The sequence below is a fragment of the Desulfitobacterium dehalogenans ATCC 51507 genome, from assembly GCF_000243155.2.
Classification (GTDB): Bacteria; Bacillota; Desulfitobacteriia; order Desulfitobacteriales; family Desulfitobacteriaceae; genus Desulfitobacterium; species Desulfitobacterium dehalogenans.
Map to the genome: position 1 here is coordinate 196235 of NC_018017.1, position 16392 is coordinate 212626.

The 16392-nt window shown below is 45.3% G+C and carries 13 protein-coding genes; all 13 read left to right on the plus strand.

What is annotated here, in order from left to right; translation table 11 throughout:
* The first annotated feature begins 25 nt into the window (after positions 1-25).
* The 13 genes from DESDE_RS00975 to DESDE_RS01035 all read left to right on the plus strand — a co-directional run bounded on the left by DESDE_RS00975 (position 26) and on the right by DESDE_RS01035 (position 16148).
* Complete coding sequence (locus DESDE_RS00975; RefSeq protein ID WP_014792178.1) at positions 26-1654, plus strand: ABC transporter substrate-binding protein; 1629 nt, start codon at positions 26-28, stop codon at positions 1652-1654.
* A 48-nt stretch (positions 1655-1702) separates the two neighbouring features.
* Complete coding sequence (locus tag DESDE_RS00980) at positions 1703-2671, plus strand: ABC transporter permease (RefSeq protein WP_014792179.1); 969 nt, start codon at positions 1703-1705, stop codon at positions 2669-2671.
* On the plus strand, positions 2661-3482 hold the full coding sequence (locus DESDE_RS00985; RefSeq protein WP_014792180.1) for an ABC transporter permease: 822 nt from the start codon (positions 2661-2663) through the stop codon (positions 3480-3482). The genes DESDE_RS00980 and DESDE_RS00985 overlap by 11 nt, the downstream gene beginning before the upstream one ends.
* Complete coding sequence (locus DESDE_RS00990) at positions 3479-4162, plus strand: ATP-binding cassette domain-containing protein (RefSeq protein ID WP_014792181.1); 684 nt, start codon at positions 3479-3481, stop codon at positions 4160-4162. Before DESDE_RS00985 ends, DESDE_RS00990 begins: the two co-directional genes overlap by 4 nt.
* The gene (locus DESDE_RS00995; RefSeq protein ID WP_014792182.1) at positions 4159-4920 is read left to right on the plus strand and encodes an ABC transporter ATP-binding protein; all 762 of its coding nucleotides are present in this window, start codon (positions 4159-4161) and stop codon (positions 4918-4920) included. Before DESDE_RS00990 ends, DESDE_RS00995 begins: the two co-directional genes overlap by 4 nt.
* 79 nt (positions 4921-4999) lie before the next feature.
* Positions 5000-5830 carry a MerR family transcriptional regulator gene (locus DESDE_RS01000; protein WP_014792183.1) on the plus strand — a complete coding sequence of 277 codons (831 nt, stop codon included), beginning with the start codon at positions 5000-5002 and terminating at the stop codon, positions 5828-5830.
* Between the two features lie 120 nt (positions 5831-5950).
* A complete protein-coding gene (gene norA, locus DESDE_RS01005) occupies positions 5951-7114 on the plus strand; it encodes a multidrug efflux MFS transporter NorA (protein ID WP_014792184.1) in 1164 nt (387 codons plus the stop codon).
* Position 7115: 1 nt separating this feature from the next.
* The gene (locus tag DESDE_RS01010) at positions 7116-7634 is read left to right on the plus strand and encodes a GNAT family N-acetyltransferase (protein ID WP_014792185.1); all 519 of its coding nucleotides are present in this window, start codon (positions 7116-7118) and stop codon (positions 7632-7634) included.
* 128 nt (positions 7635-7762) lie between these two features.
* The gene (locus tag DESDE_RS01015; RefSeq protein ID WP_014792186.1) at positions 7763-8677 is read left to right on the plus strand and encodes an alkaline phosphatase family protein; all 915 of its coding nucleotides are present in this window, start codon (positions 7763-7765) and stop codon (positions 8675-8677) included.
* Position 8678: 1 nt separating this feature from the next.
* Positions 8679-11297 carry a U32 family peptidase gene (locus DESDE_RS01020; protein ID WP_014792187.1) on the plus strand — a complete coding sequence of 873 codons (2619 nt, stop codon included), beginning with the start codon at positions 8679-8681 and terminating at the stop codon, positions 11295-11297.
* Between the two features lie 31 nt (positions 11298-11328).
* Positions 11329-13698: an endonuclease MutS2 gene (locus DESDE_RS01025; RefSeq protein ID WP_014792188.1), complete on the plus strand. Its 2370-nt coding sequence runs from the start codon at positions 11329-11331 to the stop codon at positions 13696-13698.
* A gap of 76 nt (positions 13699-13774) precedes the next feature.
* Positions 13775-14023, plus strand: a complete 249-nt coding sequence (gene tatA / locus DESDE_RS01030) for a twin-arginine translocase TatA/TatE family subunit (protein WP_014792189.1) — start codon at positions 13775-13777, stop codon at positions 14021-14023.
* A gap of 553 nt (positions 14024-14576) precedes the next feature.
* Positions 14577-16148 (plus strand): FAD-dependent oxidoreductase, encoded by a 1572-nt coding sequence (locus tag DESDE_RS01035; RefSeq protein WP_014792190.1) that lies wholly within the window; start codon positions 14577-14579, stop codon positions 16146-16148.
* Positions 16149-16392: the final 244 nt, after the last annotated feature.

The window sequence follows — 16392 nt, forward strand, 5'->3', positions numbered from 1 at the left end:
TAAAGGTTGAAAAATGGAGGATAGAATGAAAAAGATAATAAGCCTTGCACTCGCATGTATAATGGTCCTTTCATTGGCTGCTTGCTCTGCAGAGAAGGTCAATTCAGCGGATCCCAAGAGTCGGGCAAATAATGAAACAGCCGAAATACTAACCATTGCCATTTCTAAAGATGAAAATAGTCTATCACCCTTTACCTATCTGAGTTCAACCGGACTGATTGTCAATCGTTTAGTTTATGATACACTGTTTACAACGGATCTTGATAATGAGATTATCCCTTGGATGGTGGAAGATGATTACAGGGTTGAGAATGATTTTTCGACGTATACCTTCACACTCCTTAAAGGGCAAAAGTTTCATGATGGAACAGTTGTTACCTCGGAAGATGTCGTATTTTCTTTTACATACCCAGGTACTCAGAAAAGCTCAAGCTTACGTAAAATATGCAATAAAATTAAAGATATCAAAGCTGTTGATGAAAGAACCGTTACCATCAATCTAAAGTCCTCAGATATAAATTTCCTCAGAAGTGGGTTGAGCGCCATGCGCATCATCTCCAAAAATCAATATGAGAACGCGGCTGATGCCACGTTGATATCGGAAACAATTGGCAGCGGAATGTACAAGCTAAGTGAGTACAAGGTTGGGGAATATTATAAGCTTGAAGCTGTTGCAGACTATTTTAGAGGGACTCCCAAAGTAAAGGCAATCAATATGCCGATTATAGGAGACAACACAGCCATACAGCAAGGCCTTCTATCAGGTCAGCTGGCTGCCGCAACATCGAATATTGGCGTTGAAATGGTTGAGACATTTAATAAGGCGCAAGGGATTGAAGTTTTCTCAAGCGCCGGTTTTGCACCTTTAATTATGAATATCAATAATAGCAGAGCACCTATGGATGCAAAGGAATTCCGTACAGCCCTTACCTATGCTATTGATGTCAATGGCATCATGAAAACCCTTTATGGCGAATATGCCACAGTGGGAACAAAGGGTTTGATCCGACCGGATTTGCCCTATTCTGTTACAGGCCTTGAGTACTCTTATAGCCCGGGAAAAGCAAACGAAATCTTAGATGGAGCGGGTTTTGATAAGAAAAATGCCAATGGAATCCGTCTCACACCCGATGGTCAAGCCTGCTCATTTGAAATACTGGTGTACTCCGGGAACACCACACGTATTCGTACCGCTGAAATGATCGCTGAACAGCTTAAAGCGGTGGGAATAGAAATGAAGATCAAAGTGATGGAAATGGATACTGTCGATGCCTTTGTATGGCCGGATTTTGATGTAACGAAAGGAAGAGATTATGACTTTGCAATGTGGGGTTGGGGTACAAGCATCGGCACAAACCTCGACTTCCTCGTGTCCTTATTCTCTGGTGATTTAGGCATCGGAACATCCAATGTATGTGGTTATACAAACTCAGAGTTTGACCAAATTATCGCTTCCGAATTCAGTACGGCCAAAACAACGGAGGAATTATATAGTGCTCTTCGTAAACTTCAGAACGTTATAGCAGAAGACCCCGGTATGGTAAATTTTGGTTATGATGATGGCCTTCAGGCTTGCAATACCACCCAATACTCGGGTTGGAAAGCTGGAAAAGGCACCAATGTCATAAACATTCACTCCTTTTTAGGGAAATAGGATAACCATTATTAATCGTTCCAAATATGGCAAAAGGGGGATGAAGCGTTGAAGAAGCAATTAGCCCACTACACCATTATTCTTATTATCATCATTATTGCTAACTTTTTCATTCCCCGCCTTTTGCCGGGTTCTCCGGTCAAAACCCTGATGGGAGAAAGTGTGGCCGAGATGACAGCTGAGGAGAAAATGGGTATTCTTGATGCCTATCATTTAAATGCCCCTCTTTATGAACAGTTTGGATATTACATTTCCGATCTTGTGACAGGAGACTGGGGTATTTCCTTCTCCAAACGCTTGCCCATAAACCAAATCATAAAACCGGCGATATTATGGACGTTACTCTTATCGTCGGTCACTTTGTTTTTTTCAGTATTAATCGGGTCTTTTCTCGGAGCCCTTTCCGCTTTGCGGCGGAAAAAGAATCGCGATCTTTCTATTGTTCTAGGAACTGTCCTGATCAGCTCCATTCCACCTTTTTGGATAGCCATCCTATTATTGGCCGTATTCGGTGCGAGATTAGGATGGTTTCCAACCTATGGTGCCTATTCGATGTGGAGTGATCTCCAGGGATGGCCATATATTCTGGATTTATTAAAGCATCTTACCTTACCGGCAACGGCCTTAGTCATTACATCACTTATGCCTTACTTCTCAACGACTCGATATAGTGTCCTAAAAACTATCAGTGAAGACTATGTTAAGATGGCAAAGTTTAGGGGAATACCCCCCATGCAGATTAATCTAGGCTATATTATGAGAAACACCTTGATCCCTGTATTTACTGTGTTGATGATGGATGTGGGTTATCTTTTAAGTGGCTCGGTATTGGTCGAAACCGTGTTCTCTTACCCCGGTTTGGGTGTGCTGATGCGGGATGCTGTTGCTGCTCGAGATTACCCGCTGATTCAATATACTTTTTTATTTTCTTCTCTTTTAACGGTTGCGGCGTTATTTGTGGCCGATCTTTTGTACCACAAAATTGATCCGACTTTAGAGGTAGCTGATGAAAAGTAAGATGATTGGCATAATAGGTGTTTTTTTACTTTCATTCTTAATACTAATTGGCGTATTCGCTGAGCAGATCGCACCTTATTCACCTTATCAACAGGTGGGAGCAAATTTTCAAAAACCAAGTTCAGCCCACATTCTTGGCACGAATGACATCGGTCAGGATATTTTCAGCGAGCTCATCTATGGTACACGCAATTCGTTACTCGTTGGTGCTCTTTCAGCCAGCGTCGCTATGATGATAGCTGTTTTAGTAGGGGTTATTTCGGGATGGTATGGAGGAGCCGCTGATCGTCTTTTAATGAAAATCACGACCTTCTTTTTGACAATTCCTTTTTTACCGGCGGTCATTATATTAGCTGCTTTCACAAAAGGCAGTCTTTGGAGTATGTCCATCATTTTAGGCTTTATGTCTTGGCCCGGAGTGGCCCGTGTTTTGCGATCGGCAACTATGGAGATTAAAGGTAGCTCTTATATTAAAATTATTCAGGGCATGGGTGCCGGCGATGTTTATGTATTAACTCATCATGTTTTGCGCGAGCTTGTACCTTTAATTCTCTATCGGGCAGTCACTCGTGTAAAATCCGGTATTCTATCTGAAGCATCCATGAGTTTCCTTGGCCTTGGCAATCCCGTTGCGAAAAGTTGGGGATCAATCATTTACTATGCGCAAGCCAAGAATGCACTATTAACAGGCGCTTGGGTTTGGTGGATTATTCCTCCAGGTCTTTGCATTTGCCTGGTCAGTATGAGTCTTATGATGATTACTTACAGTCTGGAAGCTAAGAGCGATGTACGAGTGGAGAGTGGGTTATGAGCAAAGCAATCTTGCAAATAAAATCTCTTTCGATTCGCTACGATAATCATGTTGACCCGATTATTAAGGATTTGAGTTTTGATCTCTATGAATCAGAAATTCTCTGCCTTCGCGGGCGTTCAGGTTCGGGTAAAAGCACTATTGTGGCCGCTATCATGGGCATGCTGCCCGATTATCACGCTCAGTCAAGGGGAGAAATAAGCTATCAAGGAAAAAATCTGCTTACTAGTACAGAAGCAGAGCTTCGGGCAATCCGCTGGAAAGAGATTGCCCTTGTGCCCCAATCTTCCATGAACTCCTTCAACCCTGTTTATACCATTCGCAGATCGCTCCGGGAAATGATAATCCTCCAAGATCCCACTGTCTCAAAAAAGGAAATGGAGAAACGCGAAGAGTATCTTATGGAGCTGGTGTACCTTGATAAACAGGTACTTAGCTGCTATCCCCACGAGATGAGCGGTGGAATGAAACAAAGAGCTGCCATTGCCCTGGCTATGGTCTATACGCCCCGAATTCTCATTCTTGATGAAGCCACCACCGGACTGGACACTAAGGTTCAAGCTGATGTCCTGGGAACTATTCTTCGCATGAAACGGGAAATGAATATGACATTATTATTTATCAGTCATGATGCAGAACTAGGCAACACTATTTCTGATCGAAAGGTGGAGCTGAAATGAGTTGTCTTCACGTGAACAATGTTAGTAAACAATTCATCCGCAAAGAAGGTAAAAAGAAACATATTATTCAAGCGGTTGATCATGTGTCCTTTGAGTTGCATGAAGGAGAATCTCTTGGAATTATCGGTCCCAGTGGATGCGGTAAAACGACTCTAATTAATATCATTCTTGGTCAAATTAAACCGGATTCAGGCAGTGTGCATAAGTCCCCCTCCATTGGCTTGGTCGGACAGGACCCCTATTCCTCCTTATGTCCGACAATGACTGTTGAAAAAGCTGTGGCCGAACCCCTTATTTTTCTGAAAAAGAGAAAAAGCTTCCGCCAATGTCAAAGAGAAGTGGAAGAAATCCTTGAGTTTGTTAATCTCGGCTGGGGAGTTTACGGGAATCGTCTCCCTGCGCAATTAAGTGGAGGGGAACGTCAGCGTGTAGGCATTGCCCGGGCTTTAATAACCAGCCCTTCCCTTTTACTTCTTGATGAGCCGACCTCCATGTTGGATCAAGAGGTTAAAGGTGAAATAGTTTCAGTCATAAAGGCCATCGTTAAAAAGAAAAATACAGCTTTTTTAATGGTAACTCATGATATTCTTCTTGCCAGTGAAATTTGTGACCGAATACTTGTCCTATGTGATGGTAAAATTATTGAAGAAAACACTTCGGCGGAGATTATGAATTCTCCCGTGCAGCCTTTGACTAGGGATTTAATCAGTATTAGCACAGACATCAAGTCTTATTGGGATAAGCATTATCTTTCGTAAGGTAAGGGATTTAGCTGCAATGAGTGGATGAGTCCTTTTTCGGATACTGATAGGGTAGGATTCCAAGATTGGAGGAGTAATGAAAGAACAGTATTATTCTATTGGTCAAATAGCTGAACTTTCGAATATCTCAATTCCAACATTACGTTATTATGACCAAATTAATTTATACAAACCGGCTCATGTGGACCCGCAGACCAATTATCGCTATTACAAAGAATCTCAATTGTATATATTGGATATGATAAAATCACTTAAATTCGTCGGCACTCCGTTGGAAGAGATAAAAGCCGTTCTGAATTATACTTCTGCTGAGCTCCTTGGCTTCCTTGAGCATCAAGAGGATATTATCGAAGGCAAAATACAGAGGCTGCAAGAAATTCAAAAGAGTTTGCATCAAACGAAGAAGCAGTTTCAAAAGCAAATGAAGGCCGCCTTGTCTACAGATGTATTTGAGAAAACTGAAGATCTATGTATACTCACACTACCAATCGAGAATTACGCTTTGCCGGATATTCCCAGTGCCTATTACAGTGTCTTGATTAAGCTGTTGGAATCGGAAGGCAGTACAATAAGCAGTCATTATGGATGTATATATCCTTTTCTCGACTATAATTCTATGGATGAGGTTCAATGCACCCATATATTCACCCCATTGATGACCGATCGGTTGAACAAGAATCCCTCCTATAAGGGGAATATCCGCTTGATGTCAGAAAGCCGTTTTATGTGCGTTGCTTTTCGGTATCACCCTGATCAGTATATAGAGCATTATCAGCGACTATATCATTATATCCACAGTAACAAACTTCCTGTAGCAGATCATGTCTATGAACTTTTTATGCCAACAAGATACTCCCAGCAAGAAGAAGATGAATTCATGGTCGAATTAAAGGTGCAATTGCTCTAAGAAAAGATAGTATGAAACGATACTTGTAATTTCTTATTGACCCTCTAGCTGCTAGAGGGTTTATATTATTGAGCATGAGAAGAAATTTATTCAACATGGTTTTGAGGAGAAAAGTACAGCATGAATGATCAGAAGACCACTTTAGCCTTATTGCTGACGAACATTTTTATTGCCTTTTTAGGTATCGGTCTTGTCATCCCTGTATTACCAACCCTAATGAAAGAATTAGGGGTGAACGGTACTGTAGTAGGCTATTTAACTGCCGCTTTTGCCATCGCTCAACTTGTATGTTCACCTTTTACCGGTAAAGCTGCAGATAAAATGGGGCGGAAAAAGGTTCTGGTGGCAGGGTTATTTCTTTTTGGATTCTCTGAAGTGCTTTTTGGCTTAGGAAAAGAAATTGAAGTGTTGTTCCTTGCTCGGATATTAGGGGGTGTAAGCTCAGCTTTAATAATGCCTGCTGTGACTGCCTTTATTGCTGATGTTACAACCTTAGAAAAACGGCCTAAGGCACTTGGATATATGTCTGCAGCCATCAACACGGGGTTTATTATCGGCCCGGGTATCGGTGGTTTTTTAGCGGATTTTGGTACGCGCACCCCCTTTTTCTTCGCGGGGGCACTCGGTGCTGTCGCGGCCCTATTGTCTATCGTTTTATTGAAGGAACCCGAACGGCCAAGTGAAACGGCTGAAGAGGTTCCAGAGCTTAAGACGAGCCTTAAGCGTATGCTGGCTCCTATGTACATTATTGCGTTCACCTTGATTCTGATTGCATCCTTTGGTTTATCGGCTTTTGAGTCCTTCTTCGGCCTTTTCGTCGATGGCAAGTTTTTGTTTACGCCCAAAGAAATTGCTTTTGTGATTACCGGGGGGGCTTTGCTTGGAGCATTGATTCAGATCCTGCTTTTCGATAGGCTGGCAGGGCGATGGGGTGAAATCAAGTTAATTCGGTATAGTCTGATTCTATCCGGAATCCTTATTTTCTTGTTAACCGTTGTTCATGACTATGTGTGGATCCTGCTTGTAACCACTCTGGCTTTCATCGGCTTTGATCTCTTCCGGCCTGCAGTAACGTCCTACCTCTCAAAAATAGCCGGAAATGAACAAGGTTTCGTTGGTGGAATGAATTCCATGTTCACCAGTCTGGGAAATATTTTTGGTCCGATCATCGGGGGGATGCTGTTCGATGTGGAGATCGATTATCCCTTTTATTTCGCAGCAGCCGTTATGGTTCTTGGTATTATCATTACCTTGTTTTGGAAAGAACCTCATAGGGGGAATTAGTATGGATATAAGTCTGGAATTGGTATCAGAAAAAAATGCACATGAGATTTATAATTTCGAGATAGAGAATAGAGCTTATTTTGAAGAAACATTACCTTCAAGAGGGGATGAATATTACAAAACCGAAATATTCTATAAGATCATTAAGGAGATAATCGAAGAACAAAAGTGTGGCCAATGCTATATGTATATTATCCGAGATAAATCCGGGAAAATGGTGGGAAGAGTCAATTTCTTCTCCATAAGAAATGATGAAACTCGAACAGCAGAATTGGGGTATAGAATTGGTAAGAATGAAAATGGAAAGGGCTATGCTACAGAAGCTGTGAGAATGGCGTTGGAGAAGGGGTTTAAATATTATAAGTTTAGGAGAATCGAAGCAGGAACATCCCTGGATAATAGGGGTTCGCAAAGAGTTTTGGAGAAGAACGGATTTGTGATGACGAAGAGAATTGAAAACGATATGGACGTCAATGGAAAATGGGTAGACAGTTTAGTCTTCGAAAAAATAATGGCATGAACAAAGTGAAGCTCAGCCGCGTTCTTCCGTAGTGAAGGCCGCGGCTTTAGTTTCGATAAGAACTGGCTTTTCTGCAGCTTTTTGGATAAACTAAATAGGTGTATTATAGAGAGTAGAGGGTGGGTTCAATGCACTTTGTGATGATTTTTCTTGATGGTTTTGGGTTGGGCACAGAGCAGGATAACCCGATTGTCGCTGCCCGCACTCCCCATTTGGATGAATTGCTGGGGGGACATTTACTCTGGGGGCATGAGCGCCGGATTAAGAAGGAGCATGTATTTTTTACACCCCTGGACCCCTCCTTGGCTGTGACCGGGATTCCTCAAAGTGCTACAGGCCAGACTACTTTATGGACAGGAATAAATGGTGCGAAGGCACTGGGCTTTCACCTCAATGCTTATCCCAATGAAAAACTGGCGGAGATTATAAGAGAAAAGTCCATTTTCAAACAGTTAGCCGACCAAGGTAAGAAGGTGACGTTTGCCAATACATTTACCCGTCATTATGATGAGATTATAGCTTCCGGGAAGAGGAGACATACTGCTTCTACCTTATCTGCCCTGGCAGGTGGGGTGCGTTTACGTCAGGTAGAGGATCTGTTGCAAGGAAAAGGGGTTTATCAGGATATGACCAATGAGATTCTCGGAGAGCTGGAACAAGAAGCGGATATACCGATAATAGCTCCTTACGAAGCAGGGCAAAACTTGGGCCGCCTGGCTTTGGACTATGATTTTACCCTTTATGAGTTTTTCCAGACGGATGTGCGTGGTCATAAACAGGACTGGGAAAAAGCAGTGGCCTTAGTTGAACAGATTGATGAGTTTATTGGGGGTTTTATGGACCTGGTCCGCCATGAGGATGTGGCCTGGCTTTTAACCAGTGATCATGGGAATATAGAGGATTTTAGTGTTAAAGGTCATACTCAGAATCCGGTGCCTGCTCTGGGCTGGTCCAACAAGCCGGTGGAATGGCCACAGTGGGAGAGACTGGAGGATGTGACGCCGGGGATCGTGAGGATGATATTAGGAATGAGGGAATTGTAGAATGTCAGAGATTATGGATTCGGAGGAAGGCCGGGCCCCTATGGAGCTCCTGGCTCCGGCGGGGAGCTATGAGGCCTTTAAAGCTGCTGTAGAGAATGGGGCCGACGCGGTGTATCTGGGGGGAAGGAGCTTTAATGCTCGAGCCAGTGCGGCTAATTTTGATCTGGATGAACTGAGGCGGGTGGTACACTATGCCCATGAGCGGGAAACGATGGTTTATGTAACGGTGAATATTTTGATTGCCGATCAGGAGTTTCCTGAACTCTACGATTATATTTATAGTTTATACGAGATTGGGGTGGATGCCCTAATCCTTCAGGATATTGGAGTGGCGGAAATGGTCCGCAGTGTTTTGCCGGAGATGGAGCGTCATGCCAGTACCCAGATGACCATCAATACGACCTGGGGTGTTCGTCATGTGGAAAGGCTGGGCTTTCAGCGGGTGGTCTTTGCCCGGGAAGTGACGGCGGAAGAGATGAAGGCCATTTCGGCGAAGACAGCTCTGGATATTGAGGTTTTTGTTCATGGGGCTTTATGTATCTGCTACTCTGGTCAATGCTTGATGTCCAGTTATATTGGGGGCCGAAGTGGGAACCGGGGAAGATGCGCTCAACCTTGCCGGTTGACCTACCAGCTGATGAATAAAGAGAAAAAGGATGTGCTGGCCGAGGCTAACTTAGGTAATCATCTCTTGAGTCCACGGGATTTGAATTTTGTGGAGGAGATTGACAATTTAAAAGAGTGTGGGGCCTATTCCTTGAAAGTGGAAGGACGGATGAAGAGGCCGGAGTATGTGGCTACAGTCATTCGTATTTATCGTCGTGCCCTGGATCACGTGCTTTCTCAAGAGGAGGACATAAACGGTGGGTCAGGGGTAACGGAAGAGGAAAAGACCGAACTGCTGCAGATTTTTAATCGGGATTTTTCCCAGGCTTATTTCCATAGTCACCCTGGGGCGGAGCTGATGAGCTATGCCCGCCCCAACAATAGGGGGATCCGTCTGGGCAGGATTGTCCGGAATAAAGGCAATCAACTGGAGATTAAACTAGAGGCGTACCTCAGACCTGGAGACGGAATCGAGGTCTGGACAAGCCGGGGCCGGGAAGGGATCACGGTCCAGAAGGTTTGGCAAGGCAAGAGGGAGATCGAAGAAGGAAAACCGGGAGATATCGTTCAGATCGAATTTGCGGGTAAATCCCACCCCGGAGACCGGGTCTTTAAAACTCATGATGAGCTATTAATGGAAAAAGCCCGCCAGAGCTTTCAAGAGGGCAGAGAGCAGCGGAGGCGTCCCTTGAAAATGCGCTTATCAGGCTCGATCGGGGAGCCTTTGGTTTTGGAGGCCTGGGATCGGGATAAACATGTCCGGATAAATTCAGCAACTCCGGCTCAACAGGCCATGAAACGGGCCCTAACCCGGGAGTATGTCTTCCAGCAGCTGGGGCGCTTAGGGACGACTCCCTTCCGGCTGGAGGAATTGAACCTAGAGGTGGAGGAAGGGCTCATGCTGCCGGTCAGTGAGCTTAATGAGATGCGGCGGTCAGCTATTGAAAGCTTGCTCCATAAGTCCCGTATCAAAGAAAAAGTCACCAGAAAAGTCTATAACCGGAGACGTGAAGAATGGCAAAATAGACTGAAGCTGGAGCGGGACCAGCTCATAGGGTCTGCTCAAGAGTGCGGAAAAGTTCATTACCGAAGGGATTCCGCTTCTGCAGCAATGGGCCTAACCGTTGCCGTCAGCGATCTCGAGGGAGTGAAGGCGGCTTTAAAGGCAGGCGCTAAGCGGATTGCCATGGGAGGAGAACGTTGGCGTTCCCGCAAAGGAATGAGCTTTGAGGATATTCGAGCCGGCGTAAGGCTTTGCAAGGAGCAGGGAGGGACGAGTATCCTGCGCTTGCCCCGGATATTGAATGAGGAGCAAAGCGCCTGGTGGTATGAGCTCTTACTTAAAGTGAAGGATTGGGAGGACCGGCCTGCCATTATGGTTTCCAACCTGGGTGAACTGGAGATGGCGAAGGCTATAGATCCGGATTGGCCCTTTGAGGTGGATTATCCCGTCAATATCTTTAATGGAGCAGCTGTCGCCCATTTCCTCCGTTTAGGAGCTCAAGGGGTAACCCTATCCACAGAGCTTGAGCGCAGTCAGATTGAAACCTTAGCTCGCTGGCCCAGGACAGAGGTTTTTGTCTTCGGGGATATGGAGATGATGGTCAGCGAATATTGCCCTGTGGGTGCTACTTTGGGAGGCAAAAAAGGGTCAAAATGCACGGTGCCCTGTGTGAAGGAGCCTCATTATTTGAGGGATCGGCTAAACTATGATTTCCCCATTGAGACAGATTTGGATTGCCGGATGCATCTCTATAATGTAAAGAGGTTAAATCTATACAAGGAGTTAGACAGCCTCGCCAAAATGGGCGTGGCACGGATTCGTTTGCAACTGGACCGGGCAACCCCCGTCCAAATTCGGGATACGGTGCGAGTCTTCCTCGAAGGTTGGGGGAGAGCTCTCGAAGGGGAGGGTCTATCCGAGGAACAGGCAGAAAAGGTCAGTGCTTATCTTGGGGAACGTTTTCCGGAGGGATTCACCAAGGGGCATTACTTCCGAGGTGTGGTTTCGTGAGTCAAAGATAAAGGGAGGAAAACCAGAGAACATGGTACTCAATGAACGGGTAATTAAGAAACTCGACTTCGATAAAATCTTAGAACGGCTTGCCAGCCAGTGCATTATGCTCCGGGCTCGGGAATTGGTAGAACAGTTAAAGCCCTATCCTCATCTGGATTTGGTGCGGGGGGCCCTGGAGGAAACCGGTGAAGGCAAGAGTATACTGAGGATTAATCCGCTTTTTTCGGTACGGGGAGCTCGAGAAATTCGACCCTATCTGGAACGGTGCTTAAAGGGAGGGACCTTAACACCGGATGAGCTGCTGCATATTCGGGATACTTTAAAAGCAGCCCGCATCATAAAGCAAAGTCTTCAAGAAGGGAAAACAGAGGTTCCTCATCTTAAAGGAATCATGGAGCAGGTTATTCTGCCCAAGGGTATAGAGGAGGAGATTACCCGCTGTATTACGGAGGATGGTCAGGTAGCGGATCAAGCTTCCCCCGCTTTGGCGGATTTGCGCCGGGGTGTTTCCCGCTTGCAGACGAGGATAAGGGAAACTTTAGATGGAATCATTCGCAACCCCGCCTACCAAAAGATTCTCCAGGATCCTATTATTACCCAGCGCTCGGAGCGCTATGTAGTCCCGGTCAAGCAGGAATATCGCCAATCCTTTCCGGGCATCGTCCATGATCAATCGGCCAGTGGGGCGACCCTCTATATTGAACCCATGGCTGTGGTCAACTTGGGAAATGAGCTGCGGGAAGTCGTTCTTAAGGAACAAAGGGAGGTCCAGCGGATTCTTTTACTCCTCTCATCCCGTGTGGAAGGGGAAGCAGAAGCCATTGCCGATGCTCATGAAGCTCTGGCCCGGGTGGATTTCATTCTAGCTAAAGCGCGGCTCAGTGAGGAAATGAATGCAGGAGCTCCGGTTCTTACCGAAAAGCAGGAGATAAGCCTTGTTCAGGCACGGCATCCTCTCCTTACGGGAAAAGTGGTACCCTTAACTATCCAATTAGGGACTCGCTTTGATACAGTGGTGGTCACCGGCCCCAATACCGGCGGAAAAACGGTAGCGTTGAAAACCATTGGACTCTTGGCAGCTATGGCGCAGTGCGGCTTGCATATTCCTGCCGAATCGGACTCCCGGGTGGGGGTTTTTACCCAGATCTTTGCAGATATTGGGGATGAGCAGAGTGTGGAACAGTCCTTAAGTACCTTCAGTGGCCATATGAAAAATATTGTCGAGATTGTGCAAAAAGCAGACCGGCGCTCCCTCATCCTGCTTGATGAAGTGGGAGCGGGTACCGACCCTACGGAAGGTTCTGCACTGGCTATGGCGATAATCGCTGAACTTCATGAACGGGGAGCAAGAATTGTAGCCACCACCCACTATGGAGCTTTAAAGAATTTTGCCTATAATACGACCCGGGTAGAAAATGCTTCTGTAGAATTTGACTCGGAATCCCTAAGGCCTACGTATCGCTTGCTGGTAGGTATTCCCGGCAAAAGCAATGCCTTTTATATCGCCGGACGGCTGGGATTGCCGGAAGGGGTTTTGGACAGGGCGCGAACCTTCGTTACAGAGCGGGAAATGCAGGTAGCTGATTTAATCGAAAACCTTGAGGATACTCAACGGGAGATTGATTTGGAAAAACGCCGGGCGCGTGAGGAGCGTCAGGCTATTGAGAAAGAAAGTATTGGCCTGAAGGAGAAATCCCAAAAGCTGGAGGACGAGTATCAGGAGCTTATGGCCATGGCCAAAGATCAGGCCGTAGAGATTGTCCGGGAAGCAAGGAGAGAAGCGGAGAGGCTTATTGATGAGCTGAAGCTTGCCCTTAAAGAGGAGCGAAAGGATCAACAAGCTATTGAACGGACCCGTCAAGGGATTCGTAAATTATCCAATAAGGTGGGAGAACAAGATACTCCGGCTAGAGCCACTCAGGGAGTGGACCCCCAAGAGATTAAATTGGGACAGATGGTGTATATGACCAAGCTCCGGCAAAAAGGACAGGTCCTTAAGCTTCCCAATGCTTCAGGGGAGATTTTCGTCCAGGCAGGAGTGATCAAGCTGAATGTCCCTCTCAGTGAAATCCGGCTGATCCAGGAAGAGAAGGTGGCCAAGCCCACCCGATCCGTAGGCGGACAGGGAAAAGTCGGTATGAAAAAAGCCGAAACCATTCGTACGGAAATCGATCTACGGGGGATGATGGTGGAAGAGGCCAGCTATGAATTGGATAAATACTTGGATGACGCCGTACTAACAGGTGTTGGCCAAGTTTACGTCATTCATGGAAAAGGGACAGGAGCCTTAAGACTGGGGATTCATGAATTCCTGCGTGGGCATCACCATGTCAAATCCTTCCGCTTAGGGCAGCATGGGGAAGGGGATCTTGGAGTAACCGTCGTCGAATTAAAATAAAAGAACTTTCTCTGGATTTTTCATGCTGGATATGTATATAATGCTTGTATATGAAATATTGACTTGAGGTGAAGATATGGTAACATTTGCTATGATCACTCCTACTGTTGCGGTGATTGCATTGGTTATTGCTCTGATTCTTTTTGGACCTGGAAAACTCCCTGAACTGGGTAAGGGCTTGGGTAAAGGGATCAAAGAATTTAAAGATGCCACCGATTTTTCAGAGGATGATAGTAAGAAAAAGAAAAAAGAAATTGCTGAGAGCAAAAAAGAAGAGCCGGCCGAGAGTAAAAAGGAAGAAACGGCTGAAAGCGATAAGGAATAAGACAAGGAAAGAAGAATTAGGAAAGCTAATTCTTCTTTTTTTGTTATGACTGTCCCAAACCTAAGAGCGCTTTCGATTTGGGCAAGGCCTTTTATACTCATCCTTAATGCAACAAGTAGCTGTTACAAAAATACTCAGATATGATCTTGTGTAATTTTTTCACAAAGGAATAATACTTAAAAATCCAAGGGAGAGCTCCCAAAGCCTACTAAAGTGCCATTTTAAACAAACCAGTTTAAAGAGATAAAGTTGGCATAGTTTTTGCATTATATAGAGATGTCAAATCACTCTTCGGGGTTGGAAGTCTTTAGTAGGTATATAAAGGAGGGAAGAGAAAAATTCATAACAGCTGCTCCCACAGTGAGCAGGGGCAGTAAATCCATAGCACCAAAGAGGTAAATGGAATGAGATTAAAAGGAGTGCAAGAGGAAAAAACGGTAAAACTCAAGATGGTTTGTGAAAGTGTACCCTTGTCAAAGCATCCCCAAAAAATCTTTCAAAATCCCAATAAGAACGATTTAATTAATCCTAAAAATTCCAGGAGGGAATCGTAATGACTATTAACAGAAGAGATTTTATTAAACGGGCCGCTGCCGGTGCTGCAGTCGTGGCGGGATCCGGTTTTCTAGTCGGTTGTAATAATACGGAGGCAGTTGCTCCGGTAGCGGCTCCCGAAGTTTGGGATCAGGAAACGGATGTTGTCGTCGTCGGTGGCGGTAATGGCGGATTAAGCGCAGCTGCAGCTGTCGCGGAAGAAGGTAAAAAAGTCATCCTCTGCGAAATTAGTGCTTTTCTTGGTGGCGGTTCTGCTTATTCAGGCGGCACCATCCATTCTTGGGGTTTAGACACATGGGAAAAGTACAAAGAACACACTGAAGAATTGCATGATCCCGTACTTGCTAAAAAGTATGTAGAAACCTTTAGGCAAGTATATCTTCCTTGGTTACAAAAAAACGGTATTCCTCTCACAAAGCATCCGGGGGGCAAGGGGTTCAATAATGATTATGGGCTAGGATCCGGCGAACCGGGATATCTTAGGCATAAGGCCTATTTTGATGCTTTGGCGAACTTCGTCACAGGTAAAGGCAGTAGAATCATGACCCAGACACGGGTTTTACGCCTTGTCATTGATGAGGTTGGCATCCCTTGCGGTGTTCAGGCGATAAAGAAAGGCGAATCCAAGGCCATCTTCATTAAGGCTGGAGCCGTTATTTTAGCAACGGGTGGATTCCAGTCCAATAAGGGATTAATGGCCAAGTATATTGGACCTAATGGGGATGTAGCCCGCAATATGGGAACTCCCTATAATACGGGAAGCGGAATGCTTATGGCCCAAGGTGTTGGAGCCATGACACAGGGAAACTTCTCAACCTTCTCTGGAACTTTTTCCGGTATTGTTCCAGGGCCAGCGGTTGAAGATGATCCGGAGGTCTATGAGGAAAAGCGTGCCGGCGATCCTCAAAGCCTGCCAGGCATCGGCGGCGGGCGCCCTGCCGTTCCCATGTGGGTCAACTTCCTTTTCCCTGATGAGACCACAGGTGTTCTAGTCAATCTTCAAGGAAAACGTTTTGCAGATGAGACATCTCCCATCGAAGCCAAATACGCCAGACTCCCTCAAGAATTATTAAAGCAAAAAAGAGCGATGGCCTTTATGATTGGTGACAAGGCCATTCATGACAAAGTGGCGGGTTCCGAAGCGATTCTTAAAATGTATAAGGATCAGGGGGGTAAAGTTGTAGAAGCCGCGACTCTTGAGGAGTTGGCTGCAAAGTGCCAAGAAATTCATGGTATGCATAAGGGGGCCTTTTTGAAAACGATTAACGAATACAATAAGGCCATTGATAACGGTACCACAGATAGTCTTGAAGTTCCCAGGCTGCTCAATCACAATAAGATTGCCCAAGGCCCTTTCTATGCTGTACCTGTCACCGCGAATATCTACCATACTTTCGGTGGTCTTGCTATTAACGAAAATGCTCAAGTTCTTGATGTTCAAAGAACTCCGATTCCTAATCTCTATGCCTGCCCCCCTTGTGCAGGTATTTTCAGAGAAGTTTATACCGGTGGAATTGCCTCGGCCGGCACCTTTGGCTATATTGCCGGAAAGCATATAGTCGGTAAATAGAATTTGACAACAACATAAGCCTAGTCAAAGGAAATCATGGATTCGGATAAAGTGAATGCAGGGGATAGTTCATGTTGTATGGTTTGAAGACATGGAGCCTGTCCCCTGCTCTAATCGAAGCAATTAATGTATCCTAGAGCTATAATCAATTTTTTTTATGGTTTTCGTGGGGTCCGGATAGTATAATCAATAAAGAGAATAGTATTTAGAAAGAGACCCTAATCAGCTCATCGGTTGTGAAAGT